Here is an 18,339-nt window from a genome sequence, read left to right on the forward strand (position 1 = left end):
AACGCCCGGTCTCATTCCGAACCCGGAAGCTAAGCCCTCCAGCGCCGATGGTACTGCACTCGACAGGGTGTGGGAGAGTAGGACACCGCCGAACACCTTTCAACCGAAGGCCCCCACCCGTCAGGGTGGGGGCCTTCGGCATTTCCGTATCAATTTCCTCTTGTTGTATGAGCCGGCGACCTCACTGAATGCGGTGGCGAATGGGGCGCTCAGCCGAGGCTCGGGAGTGACGAGATCGCGTCCCGCGGTCCACTCTGATGTACGCGATCGATGGGATGAGCGAGTCGGGTGGGTGCCGCTCGACCGCGCAGGTTGACTTCCCCACCCGCGGCCCAGAATTCGGCTTCAGCGGTGCCGGCACGTTCGACCGTCGGAAGTGACGCGAGCAGGAGCCCCGGATCGCCCTTGGCGACCTCCGAGAGTCGGGCCGCCTCGTTCACTGGATCGCCGATGACGGTGTACTCGAAGCGTTCGCGGGCGCCGACGTTGCCGGCCACGGCTGTCCCCGCTGCCACTCCGATTGCGGCGCGGCAGTCGGGAACCTCGACGGCGAGGCGGCGTCGGATCGTGCGAGCGGCCGCCAGCGCCTGCCCTGCAGCGTCGTCCATGTCACGGGGTGCGCCGAAGATCGCCAGCGCCGCGTCACCCTCGAACTTGTTGACGAATCCACCATGGCGATCGACCTCGTCGACGACCACTTCGAAGAACCGGTTCAGGAGGTCGACGACCTCGGTAGGCGGTCGAGTCGCGGCGAGCTCCGTGGATCCCACGAGATCGACGAAGAATATGGCGACCTCACGCTCTTCACCGCCGAGCTGCGGCGGTTCGACGAGCGCAGCCGCGGCGACATCGTGGCCCACGTGCCGTCCGAAAAGATCGCGGATGCGTTCGCGCTCGCGGAGACCGTCGGCCATTCGATTGAAGCCGGACTGAAGTTCACCGAGTTCCGTGCCGTCGTAGACGACGACCGAGGCGTCGAGATCGCCCTCCTCGATCAGGCTCATGCCGGTCTTGACGGCGCGGATCGGCGCGACTGTGGCGCGCGCGGAGAGAAGGATGAGGAGTAGGCCGAAAAACAGGGTGATTGCGCCGAGGCCGACGATCGCCACAATCAGTTGCTCCCGCGTCGTGGCGCGGTTGAAGTAGCTGAAGACCGCGACGATCATGAGTCCGGTCATGGGGACACCCGTGCCGAGAACCCACGCGAGCAGCGTTCGTCCGACGACGCCGCCGAGCCTCACGTCGGGGCGGGTCCCCACCTCGAGCGCTCGGGCGGCCGCGGGACGAAGCGCGAATTCACTGAACACGTGACTGAAAGCGCAGATGGTGATTCCGCCGAATGCGATCGTGAATGCGACCTTCGGCACGGCCTCCGGGTCGACCAGCCCGTAGGCCGCCGTGAGGATGACGAGCGCGATCGTCCACTGACCGATCTGCATCTTCGTCAGCCGCCAGGGCATCGTCAGTGCCGTCAACTGTTCGCGGCGAGTCGGTGTGCGGTCCTGCATCATCCATTCGAGGCTGTGCAGGGCACGCCGCGTGCCCATGATCGTGCCGATGAGGAGGGCGACGGCGAGATAGATCGGGACGACGATGAAGTTGAGGAATCGGAATTCGTCGGAAAGCATCTCCGGCCCCGGTACGACGTACGTGACGAGTATCGCCACTACCGCTGCGCCGATGAGGTTCGCGCCGACAAGTGACGTCGTCAGCAGGGTCTGGACCCGGATGCGCCGGATACGCGGAGTCTCGGAAGGCGTTCCGAGCAGACGGGATCCGAGTGGGGTGGAGGCGGATCGGCGCGGGTCCATGGTCGTTCGAGAGTAGTCCGAATCCATCCACTAGGGTGGGCGGAGTGCGTCTCGTAATTGCTCGTTGCCGTGTCGACTACGTCGGTCGTCTGACCTCCCATCTTCCGATGGCGCGTCGACTGCTCCTCATCAAGGCGGACGGCTCGGTGAGCATTCACGCCGACGACCGGGCGTACAAGCCGTTGAACTGGATGAGCCCTCCGTGTTGGCTGTCCGAGACCACCGACGGTGAATCGTCGGACGGCGCGGAGCAGCAGTTGTGGATCGTCACCAACAAGGGCGGCGAGGAACTTCGGATCACGATCGAGGAGATCGAGCACGATTCGAGCCACGAACTCGGCATCGATCCCGGACTGGTCAAGGACGGCGTCGAGGCGCACCTACAGGAGTTGCTGGCAGAGCACGTCGGGACTCTTGGTGACGGTTACAGCCTGATTCGCCGCGAGTACATGACCGCGATCGGCCCGGTCGATCTGCTGTGTCGCGACGCGGACGGTGCCACGGTCGCGGTGGAGATCAAGCGCCGTGGTGAGATCGACGGCGTCGAACAGCTGACGCGCTACCTGGAACTGCTCAATCGGGATCCGTTGCTGGCACCGGTCAGTGGCGTGTTCGCCGCTCAGCAGATCAAGCCGCAGGCCAAGACTCTGGCGACCGACCGCGGAATCCGGTGCCTCGTACTCGATTACGAGGCACTGCGAGGAACCGAGAGTACCGAGTTCCGTCTGTTCTGATCGTCGTCGCTCAGCGCGCGCGGCGACACCTAGACTGGTGCGGTGCCGCGTCATAACCAGCCCCGCAAGTCCCAGCGCCGATCCGGAGGATCGACGGGGGAGAGTCGCGGCGGTCTGTTCGGCGATGCGCTGGCACGCGAGGAATCCGGTCCTGCCGGATATGGCGACGAACGATTCATGGTGCGGCAGATCCCCGGTGCCCGCGCCACCAAGAGCTATCGGTGTCCCGGGTGCGACCAAGAGGTGCGTCCGGGCGTGGCTCATGTGGTCGCGTGGCCGACCGACCGCGGTGGTGCCGACGACCGTCGGCACTGGCACACCGGGTGTTGGTCGGGACGCGGGACGCGCGGGCTGACCCGCCGCTGGTCCTAGCTGGTTGCGGGAGCGCCGGCAGGGACCTCCCCGCCTCCATTGGACTCGACAGCGGCACCGTTGTCGGTATCGAGTTCGGGTGCCGCGACATTGTCGAGCATTTCGGACTCGCGGTTGACGGAGGCCAACATTGCCGGAACCGAATCCAGCTGGCCGCGAATGCCCAACAGCTGAGCGAGGATCCGGCCGCGCAGCACGCGCAGCTCCTCGGCGAGTTCCTTGGCGTGGGCGATCTTGCGCTCGGATTGCTCGGTAGCGACCTGCAGGCGGCGGGCGGCTTCCTGGCTCGCATCGGTGAGGCGCCGTTGGGCGTCCGCCTTGCTGTTCGCCTCGCGTTCTTCGATCTCGGCGATAGCCTTGGCGCGACGCTCCGACATCGTGATCTCGAAGTCCTGCTGGACCTGGATGCGCTTGGCCTCGGCCTCCGCGGTGAGGCGGTCGCTCTCGGCCTGCGCTGCCTGGACGATCCGCTTGGCCTCGGCCCGGGCGGCCTGCATGGTCTGCTCGTGCTCGCGTTCGAGCACCTCACGGCGCTTCTCGAGTTCCTCGGTCTTCGTCTCGTAGAGCTCGCGAAGCCGTGCGCTCTCCTGTTCGGCGACCGAGATCATCTCGGCAGCTTCGGCTTCGGCCTTGGCGCGGACCTCCGAGGCCTCGTCGGAAGCCAGGCGGAGCATGCGGGAGATGCGCTCGCTCATGCCCTCCGCAGTAGTGGGCGGGACCGAGAGCCGATCTACGTCGCGCCGGAGTTCGTCGATCTCGTCGCGTGCGTCCTCGAGCTGATTGGCCAGTTCGCGGGCCTGCGCGGCCGCGGCGTCGCGATCCGTCGCCATGAGGCGCAACTCGGTGTCGAAACGGTCGAAGTAACGCCGAACCTCGTCCTTGTCGTATCCCTTGCGGACGATGGTGAACGGCATGCCGCGGTCGTAGGCCATGCCCGCCAATCTACCGGGGACGACAGGCGGTGTGCCCGCGGAGTGGGACCGGGATCGTCACACCGGGCCCACCCCGCGGAGGCATCCGGGAATCCCGGTCAGTGTCCGCCGTCCGCGGCCGGCTCGACGAGCTCGATGAGGACGCCGCCACCGTCCTTCGGGTGAATGAAGTTGATACGTGAGTCCGCCGTACCGCGGCGCGGTGCGTCGTACAGCAGGCGGACGCCGTCGGCGCGCAGCTGGGTGCTGATCGCGTCGATGTCGGTGACGCGGAACGCGAGCTGCTGCAGGCCGGGGCCGCTGCGGTCGATGAACTTCGCGATCGTCGAGTTCTCGTTCAACGGGGCGAGGAGCTGGATGGCGGGGGCGCCGGCAGCCTGGCCCGGGTATCCGAGCATTGCCTCGCGGACGCCCTGCTCCTCGTTGACCTCCTCGTGGAGGGAGACCATGCCGAGGTGGTTGCCGTACCAGGCGATGGCGGCGTCGAGATCAGGAACCGCGATACCGACGTGGTCGATCGCGGTCACGAGCTCGGAGGTCAGTCCACTCGGGGCGGGGCTGGGGGCGGAAGATGTCATGTATCAGACGGTAGCGCTACCGTTTGAACTGTTCGCGCCGGGCCGGGGGCTGAGGCCGCTGCCCGGACCAAGATCGACCGCTGGAGGAATCTTGACCACTTCTGTCATCGTTGCCGGGGCTCGTACCCCCGTCGGACGACTGCTGGGATCCCTGAAGGACCTTTCCGGGTCCGACCTCGGCGGTGTAGCGATCAAGGGCGCCCTGGAGAAGTCCGGTGTCGCGCCCGATCAGGTCGACTACGTGATCATGGGACAGGTCCTCACCGCCGGTGCGGGACAGATGCCGGCGCGTCAGGCTGCCGTCGCCGCGGGTATCCCGATGAGCGTCCCCGCGCTCACGATCAACAAGGTGTGCCTGTCGGGTATCGACGCCATCGCGCTGGCCGACCAGTTAATCCGTGCCGGCGAGTTCGAGATCGTCGTGGCCGGCGGCCAGGAGTCCATGTCCCGGGCCCCACACATGCTCGAGAAGAGCCGTGAGGGCTTCAAGTACGGCGACGTCACGCTGCGCGACCACATGGCCTACGACGGCCTGCACGACATCTTCTCCGACCAGCCGATGGGCAACCTCACCGAGCAGCGCAACCAGGACGACGACCAGCGCATCACGCGTGAGGCCCAGGACGCGTTCGCGTCCGCCTCGCACCAGAACGCGGCCCGCGCCTGGAAGGACGGCCTCTTCGCCGACGAGGTCGTGCCGGTCACCATTCCGCAGCGCCGCGGTGAGCCGATCGTCGTCGCCGAGGACGAGGGCATCCGCGCCGACACCACCGCCGAATCGCTGGCCAAGCTGCGTCCGGCATTCGCGAAGGACGGCTCGATCACGGCCGGTACTGCGTCGCAGATCTCCGACGGTGCCGCCGCCGTCGTCGTGATGAGCAGGACGAAGGCCGAGGAGCTGGGTCTCGAGTGGATCGCCGAGATCGGTGCGCACGGCGTCGTCGCCGGCCCGGACTCGACGCTGCAGTCCCAGCCCGCGCGCGCGATCGCTCGCGCCTGCGAGCGCGAGGGCATCGACCCGAAGGATCTGGACGTCGTCGAGATCAACGAGGCGTTCGCCGCCGTGGGTATCGCGTCGACCGGTGAGCTGGGCCTCGACCCGGCCAAGGTCAACGTCAATGGTGGCGCCATCGCGATCGGCCACCCGCTCGGCATGTCCGGTGCACGCATCACCCTGCATCTGGTCCTCGAGCTGCAGCGACGTGGTGGCGGTGTCGGCGCGGCCGCTCTCTGCGGCGGTGGCGGCCAGGGCGACGCGCTGATCGTGCGGGTCCCGAAGAAGTAGGCCACTACTCCTCGACGACACCTCGTGGTCGAGACTGTGACGAGTCTCAACTACGGGGTGTCGTAGTTTCTCGGGCACAATGGCGACCATGGCGAACTTCTTCGATCTCAGCTCGTGGCCCAAGCGTTTCCGTTTCGTGGCCGTTCTGGAAGCAATCAGTTGGGCCGGTCTGTTGATCGGAATGGCATTCAAGTACCTCCCGGAGGAGGGCCCCGAGATCGGCGTCAAGATCTTCGGACCCTTCCACGGCGCGATCTTCGTGATCTACGTGATCGTGACGCTGTTCACCGCGCGGGCACTGAAGTGGAACTTCGCGACGTTCGCCCTCGCGATGGTGTCGAGCATCCCGCCGTTCATGACGATCTGGTTCGAGATGTGGGCCGCGCGCAACGGCCGCCTCGGCGAGCTGTCGACGGGCGCTACGCAGAAGACGGAGCGCGTCGCGGCCTGACGGCACTTTTCGAGTGACGGGTCGGAATGGCTGCCCGCCCGTCACTCGTGACACACTTGAGCGGTGACTCGACCTGGTTCCCGTCCGTCCCCCAATATCGCAGCGGCCATGTCCGGAGCCGTTGATCTGTCCGGTTTGAAGGACCGTGCTCCGGCATCGCCGAGCGCGTCCACCGGTCCGCCGTCCGACGGCGCAGCCGCCCCCGTGAACGCCACCGGGCTGGCGCCCGTCATCGACGTCACCGAGGCGACGTTCCAGGCCGAGGTCCTCGAGCGATCCAACGAGGTTCTGGTCATCGTGGATCTGTGGGCCACGTGGTGTGAACCGTGCAAGCAGCTGTCGCCGTTGCTCGAGAAGCTCGCCCACGAGGGCGGTGGCAACTGGGTGCTCGCGAAGATCGACGTCGATGCGAATCCGGGCATCGCTCAGGCATTCGGTGTGCAGTCCGTGCCGACGGTCGTCGCGATCGCCGCGGGACGTCCACTGGCCGACTTCGCGGGCGCGCAGCCGGAGCCGCAGTTGCGGCAGTGGATCGCAGCGTTGCAGGAAGCGGTCGCAGGCAAGCTGGCCGGTCCGCCGTCAGGTGACGGCGAACCCGAACCCGAACCCGAGGACCCCCGCTTCGTAGCGGCGGAGAACGCGCTCGACGACGGAGACTTCGAGGGCGCCGAGGCGGCTTACAACCTCATTCTCAATTCCGAGCCGGGCAACCAGCAGGCACAGGCCGCGTTGCGTCAGGTTCGCTTCCTCGGCCGCGTGCAGGACCTGCCGGACGACGTCGTCGACGTTGCCGACGCGCAGCCGGATTCGATCGATGCGCAGTTCGCGGCCGCCGATGCCGAGCTGTATTCGCAGCGGCCGGAAGCCGCGTTCGACCGACTCGTCTCGCTGGTCAAGCGCACGTTCGGCGACGACCGGACGACAGTTCGGACGCGTCTGCTCGAGTTGTTCGAGCTGTTCGATCCGGCAGAACCCGTCGTCATCGCGGCGCGGCGAAAGCTGGCGTCAGCTCTCTACTGAGGGCTGCGCCGCCGAGTCGTCAGCGGTACCGTCCGTCGCACGCCTTCTGCCCGCCGAGAACGCCGGTGCGGAACGCGTCGACCCGGGAGAAGCCGCTGGGCACGGTGTCGCCGTCGACGTCGCTCGCGGCGAGGCCGTCGGACAGTAGTCCGGAGATCGCTTCGTCGAGATCGCCCGCCGACAACCAGATTCGGCGTTCGGCGCCGGTGGTCGAACCGTCGGGGCTGAGCGCCGCGGTCACCGAACCGGACAGGCAGGCGGCCCGCAACGCGGCCTGCGGGCCAGTGATGGATTGGCCGGCGGCCTTCTGCACCGCGAGCGTGTACCGCGACGCGACCAGGACGTACGCGCTGTAGTCGCCCGTGACGTCGACGCTGAGGAGCGGATCGACGCTGCCGGTAGCCGTCGAGGGGCGTCCGCGCGCTGCGAGCGCCGCGACGTCCACACTGATCGTGTCGGTCGACGGGCAGTATGCGACGGGCTGGGTGGTGGCAGCGTCGGCGCAGGTGGTGTCGGTGCCGTTCAGATCGAGTTTCGGCGGATCGTCGAGCGCGAACACCGAACCGAACGAGTCGAACAGCGCGGTGAGGGATTCCTTCGTCACGGGGAGTTCGCCGTCGTCGTTCCTGCCGTCGAATCGTTGCGGGAGGCTCGCCCGCCGCGAGGTGACCTCGTCCGCGTCGATTCGTGTGCAGGCCCCAGCGCCGTCGGTGAACCCGATCTGGGTCGCGGTGACCCGCTCGAAGGCGGAACCGTGGATCGAATCGGGATCGTTGGGGGCCGCGTCGCGGACCGAGACTGTCGCGGCGAGGACGGAATTGAGGCCGTCCGACGTGTTGAGGGTGAAGTGTGGTGCCCCGTTCTCGGCGACGTGCCGGACGAACGCGCCCGCGAAGCAGTCCGCCTGTTGCTCCACCACGATTCCCGGATCGTCGTCGCCGACGAGCCCGGCCTTGTGCTGGATCGCGTGGCCGTACTCGTGGGCGAGGACCATCACGACGGACATGGGGCCGAACGCCTCGATGAGGCTCGGCAGCAGGTAGGCGCGATCCCAGCCGATCGTGTCCTGCTTGATGCAGTACGCGGCATTGACCAGGTCTGCCGTGTCCATTCCGCAGAACCGGATTCCGCCGGGACCGTCCGGATCCCACGACAGCAATTCCGACACCGGTGCGAATGTGCCCTTGAAGACGTTCGGGTATTCGACAGCCCAGTAGTCCTCGATGTCGGCGATCGCGTTGGCCGCGAGGGCGTCGACGTCGCTGCCGTCGGTGCCCGACACGGCGATCTGGGCGTCGGGCACTCCGTCGCGGGGGCCGCTCGGGCCCCCCGTCGCCGGAAGACCCGCGACGGTGAACGGGTCGTCGTAGATGGACACGGCGTGGCCGTCGGTTGTCGTCGCGCAGGCGGTTGCCGCCAACGTCGCCGAGATCAGGACCGTGAGCAGGGTCCTCGCGGTGCTCGCCCGTTGCGATCGCGTCCTCACCGATCCAGCCCAGTCACCGAGAGTTCCCCTCACCGTTCCAGTTCCAACCAGATCGCCGAACTCGCCGGCAGTGTCACCACCACCGACGCCGGGCGGCCGTGCCACGAGCGTTCCGTGGCGGTCACCGCACCCAGATTGCCGAGCCCGGATCCACGAAAGTCCACTGCGTCGGTGTTCAGGATCTCAGACCAGGTTCCGGTCTCGGGCAAGCCCACGCGGTAATCGGTGTGAGGCGAACCCGAAAAGTTGAACAGGCACGCGACGATCGAACCGTCGCTGCCGTACCGGAGGAAGCTGAGCACGTTGTTCTCGGTGTCGTTCGCGTCGATCCACGAGTAGCCGCCCGGGGAGGTGTCGAGCGACCACAGCGCGGGCGTGGCGCGGTACTTGGCGTTGAGATCGCACACCAGCGCGTGGATGCCCCGATGCAGGTCGCCGGTCGCGGGATCCTCGAGCTCGGGCCAGTCCAGCCCGTGCTCCTCGGACCATTCGCTGCTCTGGCCGAATTCCTGGCCCATGAAGAGCAATTGCTTGCCGGGGTGTGCCCACAGATAGGCGAGCAGTGCCCGAACGCTCGCGGCCTTCGTTCCGTCGTCGCCGGGCATGCGGGACCACAACGTGCCCTTGCCGTGAACCACCTCGTCATGGCTGATCGGGAGCAAGTAGTGCTCGCTCCACGCGTACATCAGCGAGAAGGTGATCTCGTGGTGGTGGAAGCTGCGGTGGATGGGGTCGCGTTGCAGATAGCCGAGCGTGTCGTGCATCCAGCCCATGTTCCACTTCATCGTGAACCCCAGGCCGCCGACGCTCGTGCCCCGAGTGACGCCGGGCCACGCCGTCGATTCCTCGGCGATCGTGACGACACCCCGGTTCAGTTTGTGCACGGTCGCGTTCATCTCCTGCAGGAAGGCGACCGCCTCGAGGTTCTCCCGCCCGCCGTGCACATTGGGCGTCCACTGGCCGGGTGCCCGCGAGTAGTCGAGGTAGAGCATCGAGGCGACGGCGTCGACGCGCAGCCCGTCGACGTGGAACTCGTCGAACCAGAACAACGCGTTCGCGACGAGGAAGTTGCGGACTTCGCGCCGACCGAAGTCGAAAACATAGGTGCCCCAGTCGAGTTGTTCGCCGCGTTGCGGGTCGGCGTGTTCGTACAGGGGAGTGCCGTCGAATCGCGCGAGCGCCCACTCGTCCTTCGGGAAGTGCGCGGGCACCCAGTCGACGATGACGCCGATGCCGGCGAGGTGCAGCCGATCGACGAAGTAGCGGAAGTCGTCGGGCGAACCGAATCGCGCCGTGGGGGCGTAGTACGACGTCACCTGGTATCCCCACGAACCGCCGTACGGATGTTCGGCGACCGGCAACAGTTCGACGTGGGTGAACCCCGTCTCGATGAGGTACGCGCTCAGCTCGTCGGCCAGTTCGGTGTAGCTCAGGCCGGGTCGCCAGGAACCCAGGTGTACCTCGTAGACGCTCATCGGTTCACGGTTCGGTTCGAGTCCCGTTCGCGCCGACATCCATTCGTGATCGGTCCACCGGTACGCCGACACCGCGACGATCGAGGCGGTGGCGGGTGGGGCCTCGGTCGCGAACGCCATCGGGTCGGCCTTGTCGCGGACGCTACCGTCGTGGCCGTGGATCCGGAACTTGTACATCTCGCCGGGGCCGACATCGGGGACGAACACCTCCCAGACTCCGGTACCGCCGAGGACCCGCAGAGGGAACGTCCGTCCGCCCCACAGATCGAACTGGCCCAGCACCGTCACACCGCGTGCGGCCGGCGCCCACACCGCGAACGACGTCCCCTGCACGACGCCGTCCGGGGTCTCGTACGTCCGCGGGTGCGCTCCGAGGACGTCCCACAGGCGTTCGTGCCGGCCCTCGCCGAACAGGTGCAGGTCCAGTTCGCCGAGGGTGGGTAGGAAGCGGTAGCCGTCGGCGGTGACGGCGACGTGGTCGCCGGGGTACGTGACCACCAGGCGATAGTCGACGAGGTCCGGGACCGGAAGGAACGCGCTGAAGACGTCGTGCGCGACGTGGTGCAGTGGGTGGTCCCGGCCGTCGATCCGCACCGACACCGACTCCGCGCCCGGGCGCAGGGCGCGGATCACGGTGCCGTCGGCGCGAGCGTGTGCGCCGAGTACCGAGTGCGGATCGTGATGGGTGCCCTGCGCGAGCAGCGTCAGGTCGTGGGGGTCGGGCGGGCACACCGCGTCCGGGGTCGTCACGGGTTGTGTGCCCGGTCGGCGAGGCGTCGGCGGGCCTCGAGCGGAATCGGCGGCAGCGCCAGGACGTGGGCGCATGCACGCCACGGCTCGAGCCGGACGAAGTTGTGCTGCCCCCACTCGTACTGCTCGCCGCTGACCTTGTCGTGGACGGTGAGGTGATCGTGCCAGTCGCGTCCGATCGCCGGCATGTCGAGGGAGACGAATCCTTGCCGGGCCCCGAAGGAGTCGAGGTTCACCACGATCAGCACGGCGTCGCCGGTCACCGGGTCGAATTTCGAGTACGCGATGAGGGCGTCGTTGTCGACGTGGTGGAAGTGCAGGTTCCGCAACTGCTGCAGGGCCGGGTGAGCACGGCGGATCCGGTTGAGCGTCGCGATCCACGGCTCGAGCGATTCGCCCCGCGAGCGCGCACCGGCGAAGTCGCGCGGACGCAGTTGGTACTTCTCCGAGTCGAGATACTCCTCACTGCCCGGGCGCACGGCGACATGCTCGAACAGTTCGTATCCCGAGTACACGCCCCAGGTGGGCGAGAGGGTCGCGGCGAGCGCCGCCCGCACCGCGAACATGCCCGGCCCGCCGTGCTGCAGGCTCTCGTGCAGGATGTCCGGCGTGTTGACGAACAGGTTGGGGCGGGCCTCGTCGGCCTTGGCTGCGATCTCGGTGCCGAATTCGGTGAGTTCCCACTTGTTCACCCGCCACGTGAAGTACGTGTACGACTGCGTGAAGCCGCGTTTCGCCAGCCCGTACAGCCGGGCCGGGCGGGTGAAGGCCTCCGCCAGGAACAACACGTCCGGGTCGGATCGCTTGACCGCCGCGATGAGCCATTCCCACAAATCTGGCGGCTTGGTGTGCGGGTTGTCGACCCGGAAGATCTTGACGCCCAGTCGAACCCAGTGCAGGACGACGCGCAGGACCTCGCTGTGCAGGCCGTCCGGGTCGTGGTCGAAGTTGAGCGGGTAGATGTCCTGGTACTTCTTGGGCGGGTTCTCCGCGTACGCGATGGTGCCGTCGGGCAGTTCGGTGAACCACTCGGGGTGCGTACTCGGCCAGGGGTGATCGGGAGCGCACTGCAGCGCGAGGTCGAGCGCCACCTCGAGCCCGAGGCGGGCGGCGTCGGCGACGAAAACCTCGAAATCGGCTTCGGTGCCGAGGTCCGGATGGATCGCGTCGTGGCCGCCGTCGGCAGATCCGATAGCCCACGGTGAACCCACATCTTCCGGGCCGGCCGTCAGGGAGTTGTTGGGGCCCTTGCGGTTCACCTCGCCGATCGGATGGATCGGCGGCAGGTACACGACGTCGAAGCCCATCGCGGCAATCCGTGGCAGATCCTCGGCGGCGGTCGCGAAAGTGCCGTGCCGGGGCGCACCGTGCTCGTCCCAGCCACCCGTCGAACGGGGGAAGAACTCGTACCACGATCCGAACAGCGCCCGGCGTCGATCGACGACGACGTCGTAGGTGCGTGACGACGTCACGAGTTCCCGCAGCGGGCGGATTCGAAGCGCCTCGGCGATCTCCGTCGAGAAGGCCGGTGCCACGCGCACCGGTAGTTGCCGATCCGACCGCAGCGCGGCCGCGACCGCGAGCAGCCGATCGTGGTGGGAGGACTCGGCGCCCTCGGCGGCGCGTTCGAAGAGTCGTGCGCCCAGCTCCAGGTCGTTCGCGAGCTCCGCGGGGCCCTGCCCGACGGCGAGCTTCGCCTCGACGGCGCTGCGCCACGTCTGGATCGGATCGCCCCACGCATCGATCCGATACGTCCACGTTCCGACACTCGACGGCGCGAACGTCGCGTGGAACGCATCGAGCGTCGGCCCGGGATGCATGCGAAGGCACAGCCTTTCGGCGGCGCCGCGGGGTCCCTCGACGACAAGGGTCGCGGAGACGGCGTCGTGGCCCTCGCGCCACACCGTCGCGGACACCGGGAACACCTCGCCGACCACGGCCTTGGCCGGGAATCGGCCGCCCTCGATCGAGGGCAGCACGTCATCGATGGCGAGGCGACCTGGCACGCGTACTCCGTTCGGGTTCCGACTGTCCGGGTCAGGGCCGAGGGTGTCGACGCTGATCAATCAACGGTAGTTCAGCGGGTCGGGTAGCGCGGGGATAGTCATCCGTCCATGGTGCGCCAGGTCCCACGGCCCATGGTGCGTCAGGTCCCACGACTCGGCAGGTCACCGGCCCCGAACATGGGTAGTGTTCGCGGCGTGAAAGCCCTGCGTCGTTTCACCGTCCGAGCCCATCTGCCCGAGCGTCTCGCGGCGCTGGGTCCGTTGTCGACCAACCTGCGCTGGTCCTGGCATCCGCCGACGCAGGACCTCTTCGCATCGATCGACCCCGAATTGTGGGTGGCGGTGCGCCACGACCCGGTCCGCATGCTCGGTGAGGTCGATCCCTACCGGCTCGACGAACTGGCGGTCGACCCCACGTTCCTGGCCGATCTGGACGGCGCGGCCGCGGACCTCGACCATTACGTGACACGCCCGCGCTGGTACCAGGATCAGCAGGACAGGGGCGCCGCACTCGCGACCGGAATCGCCTACTTCTCGATGGAGTTCGGCGTCACCGAGGTGCTCCCGAACTACTCCGGTGGACTCGGCATCCTCGCGGGCGACCATCTCAAGGCGGCGTCGGATCTGGGCCTGCCGCTGATCGGCGTCGGACTGCTGTATCGCTCCGGCTACTTCCGGCAATCCCTCACCGCGGACGGCTGGCAGGCCGAGCACTACCCGGCACACGATCCGCAGGGCTTGCCGTTGCGATTGCTCACCGAGAACGCGGGTGACGGGGGCCCCGGCGCACCGGTCCTGGTGCACGTCGCGATGCCCGGCGGCCGGGTCCTGCGGGCGCGGGTGTGGATCGCGCAGGTAGGTCGGGTCCCGCTGCTGCTGCTCGACTCCGACATCGCGGAGAACGAGCCCGAACTGCGGGCGGTGACCGATCGGCTGTACGGCGGCGATCAGGACCATCGCATCAAGCAGGAGATCCTCGCCGGGATCGGTGGCGTCCGGGCGGTGCGTGCCTACACGCGCGCACACGGTCTTGCGGACCCCGAGGTGTTCCACATGAACGAGGGACATGCGGGGTTCCTCGGTCTCGAGCGCATCCGTGAGCTGGTCAGCGGCGCCGGACTGGGGTTCGACACCGCGCTGGCGGCGGTGCGCGCGGGCACCGTGTTCACCACCCACACTCCGGTGCCGGCCGGCATCGACCGGTTCCCGGCCGATCTGGTGCGCCGCTACTTCGGCGGCAACGAGGGGGAGCGCGAGTCCACGCTGCTGCCGGGACTGGCCGTCGACCGGATCCTGGCGCTGGGCGCCGAGAACGACCCGGGCACGTTCAACATGGCGCACATGGGGTTGCGCCTCGGCCAGCGCGCCAACGGGGTCTCGAAGCTGCACGGCGAGGTGAGCCGCGAGATGTTCGAGTCGCTGTGGCCGGGATTCGACGCCGCCGAGGTGCCGATCGGGTCGGTCACCAACGGCGTCCACGCCCCGACGTGGGCGGCTCGCGAGTGGATGGACCTCGCACGCCGACTGGTCGGGCCGGACATGCTCGAGGAGGCCCGCGGCTGGGAACGGCTGCGGGAGATCGATCCGGCCGAGCTGTGGTCGACCAGGAACACACTGCGCGCGCAGTTGGTGGACGAGGTCCGCCGACGGGTCCGAGCGTCGTGGCTCGAGCGCGGCGCCACCGAGGCCGAACTGGGGTGGACCGCCGAGGTGTTCGACCCGAACGTCCTGACCGTCGGGTTTGCGCGCCGCGTCCCCACCTACAAGCGTCTGACCCTGATGTTGCGCGACCCCGAGCGGCTGAAGGCGCTGCTGCTGGACGCGGAACGGCCGGTGCAGTTGGTGGTCGCCGGCAAGAGCCACCCCGCCGACGAGGGCGGCAAGGCACTCATCCAGCAGGTGGTCCGGTTCGCCGACCAGCACGACGTGCGGCACCGCATCGTGTTCCTGCCCGACTACGACATCTCCATGGCCCGCTACCTGTACTGGGGCTGCGATGTGTGGCTCAACAACCCGCTGCGCCCGCTCGAGGCGTGCGGGACGTCGGGCATGAAGTCGGCCCTCAACGGCGGGCTCAACCTGTCCATCCGCGACGGCTGGTGGGACGAGATGTTCGACGGCGAGAACGGTTGGGCCATCCCCACCGCCGACGGCGTCGCCGACGAGGTCCGCCGCGACGATCTCGAGGCGACCGCGCTGTACGAGCTGCTCGAGCGGTCGGTGCTGCCGCGGTTCTACGACCGCGACGAGGACGACGTTCCGGGTCGGTGGATCGAGATGGTGCGGCACACCCTGCAGAGCCTCGGGCCCAAGGTACTTGCGTCGCGCATGGTGCGTGACTACTCCGTCGAGTACTACGCACCGGCCGCGATCGCGGTCCGGAACACGTTGCCCGACAACTTCGCCGGCGCCCTCGAGATCGCCGAGTATCGGCGCCGTGTGGAGGCGGCATGGCCTGGTGTGCAGGTGGCGCAGGTCGACAGCGCCGGACTGCCCGACAATCCGGAGATCGGAGCAGACCTGTCACTGCGGGCGTTCGTCCGCCTGGGAGGGCTGTCGCCCGACGAGGTGGTGGTGCACGCGGTGCTCGGCCGGGTGGGTGCGAACGACGACCTCACCGACGTCTCGACGGTCCAGATGGTGCACACCGGTACCGACGGACTCGGCGAGGTGTTCGAAGCCGTCACTCCGTTGCCCGTCTCGGGATCGGTCGGATACACCGTCCGCGTTCTGCCGCACCACCGGCTGCTCGCGACCGACGCCGAACTGGGGCTCGTCGCGGCACCGTACGTCTAGCGGGACCTTCTCCAGCCCTATATCAGGACTGGATGTCCCGGCGCCGGAACCCGACGAGCGCGAGTGTGTACAGCGCGGCCGCGACGACGAGGAGCACGAGCACCGGAACGATGTCGAACTCGTCGGCAGGCAGATTCGGGGTGAAGTGGAACGGTGACGCCCAGCCGGTCCAGTCGGGGAGGACTTCCAGGAACATCCCGATCACGAGCGCGTACCCGAGGTACACCCACACCACGGCCAGCATTCGGGGGAACCACGCGTACACGGCGGCGCTCAGCGCGATGACGGTCAGTGTCGCGGGCAGGAAGTTCGCGGCGGCGCCGACGAGCCGACCGAACATTCCGCCGTCGTGCAGTGTCGCGGCCGCGGTGACTCCCATCGCGGCGCCGGCGGCCAGCACGATCAGCGATGTCGCCACCGAGATCACCACCAGCTGCGCGCCGAGCCACCGCCACCGCGACACCGGGCTCGCCAGCACGTCCTCGGCCCGGCCCGACGTCTCCTCGCCCCGGGCCGACTGGATCGCGGTCATCGCGTACATGCACGCCATGATCGCGAGGAACACCAGATACAGCGCGAACGCGCCCTGCGCGGCGTTGCTCTCGCCGCCCGGCAGCAACCCGGCCAGGCGCGGATCCTGGTTGACGAACTCGGCGACCTGCTGGCCCAGCGCACCGATCGGGAACGCCAACGCAGCGACCCCGATGCCCCACGCCGCGATCTGGTTGCGTTGCATTCGCAGCGTCAGCGCGGCGATCCCATCGAGCGCAGCGCTCGCACGGGGCCGGCCGCCGCGCGGCGCGACGAGACCGGCGCCGACGTCGCGTCGGCCCACCACCGCGTATGCGAGCACGACACCGACCACGACCGCGGCCAGCCCCAGCAGTAGCGGCCACCAACGTTCGTCGACATAGGCGCGAGTGGCCTGCCCCCAACCGATGGGCGACAGCCACGACCAGATGCTGTCGTCCTCCTTGGCGCGGACGTCACCGATCGCCCGCAGCAGGTAGGCGACCGCCACCGCGACCAAACCCAATCCGCTTGCGGTGCGGGCATGCTCGGTGACCTGTGAGAACAGGGCCGAGGTGGCGCCGAACACGAGTCCGACCATGAACACCGACCCCGCGAGATTCCAAGAACCCAACACCGGCAGGCCGACGGCGGTCAGACCGACACCCAGCACCACCGCGATCAGCAGATTCGCCAGCAGCACCACCGCGAGCCCCGACGTGATCGGTGCGAACCGCCCGACGACACCGGACCTCAGCATCTCGGCGCGCCCGGTCTCCTCCTCGGTCCGCAGATGCAGCGTCACCAGTAGGACCGACATGATCGCGACCGCGATCATCGTCATGCCCGCGATCTCGTTGGCGACCATGGCGCCGAGCGTGTAGTCCGACAGCCCGTATCCCGGTCCTGCGAGCGCGGTCGCAGCGGGCGACTCGATGAGCGCGGCGCGCGCCTGCCGGGCCTCCGGCGTGGGGTAGAGATTCTGATAGCTCGACGCCAGCAGCACCGTCGACCCGCCGACCGCGATCACCCACGCGGGCAGGCGGATCCGGTCGACGCGCAGCGCGAGGCGGGTGAGCGCCCACGTGCCCGCCAGCGGGTCGGCCGCCCCGGCGGCGGCGGGCCGCGCTGCCTGCTCGACACCCGCGACCTGCGTCGTCATCGCCGCTCGATGCCCAGCGAATCGAACTCGTCGCTGTACTCGCGCAGGAACAGATCCTCGAGCGTCGGCGGGTTCGCGGTGATCGTCACGATCCCGAGGCCGGCGAGTGTCGTCATCACCGAGTCGATGTGATCGGAGTCGACGTCGAACGTGACGCTGTTGTCCTGATCGTCGAGCGGCTTCACGTTGTGTACGCCCGCTACGGTTGCGAGGCCGTCGGGGGAGTGGCGGGTGGTCGATGTGACCGTCGTGCGGGTGAGGTGCCGCAACTCCTTCAATGTTCCACTCTGCACGGTCCGTCCCGCACGGATGATCGTCACGACCCCGCACAGCGACTCCACCTCGGCGAGGATGTGGCTCGACAGCAAGATCGTGCGCCCGTCCCGCGCGGCCTCGCCGATGCACTGCTGGAACACGGCCTCCATCAGCGGATCCAGGCCGGACGTCGGCTCGTCCAGGATGAGTAGTTGCGCGTCGGCCGCGAGCGCCGCGACCAGCGCCACCTTCTGCCGGTTGCCCTTGGAATAGGTGCGGCCCTTGCGGGTGGGATCGAGTTCGAAGCGCTCGAGGAGTTCCTGGCGGCGGTGCTCGTCGAGGCCGCCGCGCAGCCGTCCGAACAGGTCGATGGCCTCGCCACCGGTGAGATTCGGCCACAGGTTCACGTCGCCCGGCACGTACGTGAGGTGTCGGTGCAGGCTCACCGCGTCGCGCCACGGGTCGGATCCGAGCACCGAGACGTCGCCGCCATCCGCGCGCAGCAGGCCGAGCAGCACCCGGATGGTGGTGGACTTGCCGGAACCGTTGGGGCCGAGGAAGCCGTGGACCTCGCCGGGGCCGACCTCGAGATCGAGGCCGTCGAGAGCATGGACGTCACCGAAGCGTTTGGTGAGTCCGCGAACCGAGATCACCGGGTCCATCGCCCGAGCATAGGACGCCCGGCACCGGCCCGGCCGGGTTTCGAGGACAGCCGA

The 18,339-nt window shown here is 68.2% G+C and carries 14 protein-coding genes and 1 rRNA gene; 7 read left to right on the top strand and 8 right to left on the bottom strand.

Annotated features, from left to right (window positions below):
- A 5S ribosomal RNA gene (rrf, locus tag C8K36_RS14425) occupies positions 1-94 on the top strand; the annotation flags it as partial.
- Positions 95-209: 115 nt separating this feature from the next.
- Here rrf and C8K36_RS14430 read toward each other — a convergent pair.
- A complete protein-coding gene (locus tag C8K36_RS14430; protein ID WP_107985216.1) occupies positions 210-1,811 on the bottom strand; it encodes an adenylate/guanylate cyclase domain-containing protein in 1,602 nt (533 codons plus the stop codon).
- Positions 1,812-1,855: 44 nt separating this feature from the next.
- Here C8K36_RS14430 and nucS point away from each other — a divergent pair, with 44 nt between their 5' ends.
- Together nucS and C8K36_RS14440 are read left to right on the top strand one after the other, a co-directional pair.
- Entirely contained in the window at positions 1,856-2,545 is a 690-nt protein-coding gene (gene nucS, locus C8K36_RS14435) for an endonuclease NucS (RefSeq protein ID WP_107985217.1), read from the top strand.
- 42 nt (positions 2,546-2,587) lie between these two features.
- Positions 2,588-2,917 carry an ATP/GTP-binding protein gene (locus tag C8K36_RS14440; protein ID WP_107985218.1) on the top strand — a complete coding sequence of 110 codons (330 nt, stop codon included), beginning with the start codon at positions 2,588-2,590 and terminating at the stop codon, positions 2,915-2,917.
- On the opposite strand, the gene C8K36_RS14445 is transcribed toward C8K36_RS14440, so the two are convergent.
- Together C8K36_RS14445 and mce are read right to left on the bottom strand one after the other, a co-directional pair.
- Positions 2,914-3,849 (bottom strand): hypothetical protein, encoded by a 936-nt coding sequence (locus C8K36_RS14445; protein ID WP_107985219.1) that lies wholly within the window; start codon positions 3,847-3,849, stop codon positions 2,914-2,916. The genes C8K36_RS14440 and C8K36_RS14445 overlap by 4 nt on opposite strands.
- Positions 3,850-3,947: 98 nt before the next feature.
- On the bottom strand, positions 3,948-4,427 hold the full coding sequence (gene mce, locus C8K36_RS14450; RefSeq protein ID WP_107985220.1) for a methylmalonyl-CoA epimerase: 480 nt from the start codon (positions 4,425-4,427) through the stop codon (positions 3,948-3,950).
- 91 nt (positions 4,428-4,518) lie between these two features.
- Between mce and C8K36_RS14455 the strand changes: the two genes are divergently transcribed.
- The 3 genes from C8K36_RS14455 (at position 4,519) to C8K36_RS14465 (ending at position 7,183) form a co-directional block, all read left to right on the top strand.
- Complete coding sequence (locus C8K36_RS14455; RefSeq protein WP_107985221.1) at positions 4,519-5,712, top strand: acetyl-CoA C-acetyltransferase; 1,194 nt, start codon at positions 4,519-4,521, stop codon at positions 5,710-5,712.
- 79 nt (positions 5,713-5,791) lie between these two features.
- Entirely contained in the window at positions 5,792-6,163 is a 372-nt protein-coding gene (locus C8K36_RS14460) for a DUF3817 domain-containing protein (protein WP_181319561.1), read from the top strand.
- 108 nt (positions 6,164-6,271) lie between these two features.
- On the top strand, positions 6,272-7,183 hold the full coding sequence (locus tag C8K36_RS14465; protein WP_107985222.1) for a tetratricopeptide repeat protein: 912 nt from the start codon (positions 6,272-6,274) through the stop codon (positions 7,181-7,183).
- 19 nt (positions 7,184-7,202) lie between these two features.
- Here C8K36_RS14465 and C8K36_RS14470 read toward each other — a convergent pair whose 3' ends face one another.
- Genes C8K36_RS14470 through C8K36_RS14480 form a run of 3 tightly spaced genes read right to left on the bottom strand, consistent with a single transcriptional unit; the run spans position 7,203 to position 12,900 of the window.
- On the bottom strand, positions 7,203-8,669 hold the full coding sequence (locus C8K36_RS14470; protein WP_420910892.1) for a metallopeptidase: 1,467 nt from the start codon (positions 8,667-8,669) through the stop codon (positions 7,203-7,205).
- A 29-nt stretch (positions 8,670-8,698) separates the two neighbouring features.
- On the bottom strand, positions 8,699-10,894 hold the full coding sequence (glgB, locus tag C8K36_RS14475; RefSeq protein WP_107985223.1) for a 1,4-alpha-glucan branching protein GlgB: 2,196 nt from the start codon (positions 10,892-10,894) through the stop codon (positions 8,699-8,701).
- Complete coding sequence (locus C8K36_RS14480; RefSeq protein ID WP_107985505.1) at positions 10,891-12,900, bottom strand: alpha-1,4-glucan--maltose-1-phosphate maltosyltransferase; 2,010 nt, start codon at positions 12,898-12,900, stop codon at positions 10,891-10,893. The genes glgB and C8K36_RS14480 overlap by 4 nt, the downstream gene beginning before the upstream one ends.
- Positions 12,901-13,095: 195 nt before the next feature.
- On the opposite strand from C8K36_RS14480, the gene glgP reads away from it, so the two are divergent.
- Complete coding sequence (gene glgP / locus C8K36_RS14485) at positions 13,096-15,696, top strand: alpha-glucan family phosphorylase (protein ID WP_107985224.1); 2,601 nt, start codon at positions 13,096-13,098, stop codon at positions 15,694-15,696.
- Positions 15,697-15,718: 22 nt separating this feature from the next.
- On the opposite strand, the gene C8K36_RS14490 is transcribed toward glgP, so the two are convergent.
- Positions 15,719-17,368 carry an ABC transporter permease gene (locus C8K36_RS14490; RefSeq protein WP_107985225.1) on the bottom strand — a complete coding sequence of 550 codons (1,650 nt, stop codon included), beginning with the start codon at positions 17,366-17,368 and terminating at the stop codon, positions 15,719-15,721.
- Positions 17,365-18,285 (bottom strand): ABC transporter ATP-binding protein, encoded by a 921-nt coding sequence (locus tag C8K36_RS14495; protein WP_107985226.1) that lies wholly within the window; start codon positions 18,283-18,285, stop codon positions 17,365-17,367. The genes C8K36_RS14490 and C8K36_RS14495 overlap by 4 nt, the downstream gene beginning before the upstream one ends.
- Positions 18,286-18,339: the final 54 nt, after the last annotated feature.

The organism is Rhodococcus sp. OK519, assembly GCF_003051005.1.
Lineage (GTDB): Bacteria > Actinomycetota > Actinomycetes > Mycobacteriales > Mycobacteriaceae > Prescottella.

Excerpts from the sequence above, each read along its gene's own strand:
- C8K36_RS14430 (WP_107985216.1), bottom strand. The coding sequence starts at position 1,811 with ATGGACCCGCGCCGATCCGCCTCCACCCCACTCGGATCCCGTCTGCTC.
- C8K36_RS14445 (WP_107985219.1), bottom strand. The coding sequence starts at position 3,849 with ATGGCCTACGACCGCGGCATGCCGTTCACCATCGTCCGCAAGGGATAC.
- mce (WP_107985220.1), bottom strand. The coding sequence starts at position 4,427 with ATGACATCTTCCGCCCCCAGCCCCGCCCCGAGTGGACTGACCTCCGAG.
- C8K36_RS14460 (WP_181319561.1), top strand. The coding sequence starts at position 5,792 with ATGGCGACCATGGCGAACTTCTTCGATCTCAGCTCGTGGCCCAAGCGT.
- C8K36_RS14465 (WP_107985222.1), top strand. The coding sequence starts at position 6,272 with ATGTCCGGAGCCGTTGATCTGTCCGGTTTGAAGGACCGTGCTCCGGCA.
- C8K36_RS14490 (WP_107985225.1), bottom strand. The coding sequence starts at position 17,368 with ATGACGACGCAGGTCGCGGGTGTCGAGCAGGCAGCGCGGCCCGCCGCC.
- C8K36_RS14495 (WP_107985226.1), bottom strand. The coding sequence starts at position 18,285 with ATGGACCCGGTGATCTCGGTTCGCGGACTCACCAAACGCTTCGGTGAC.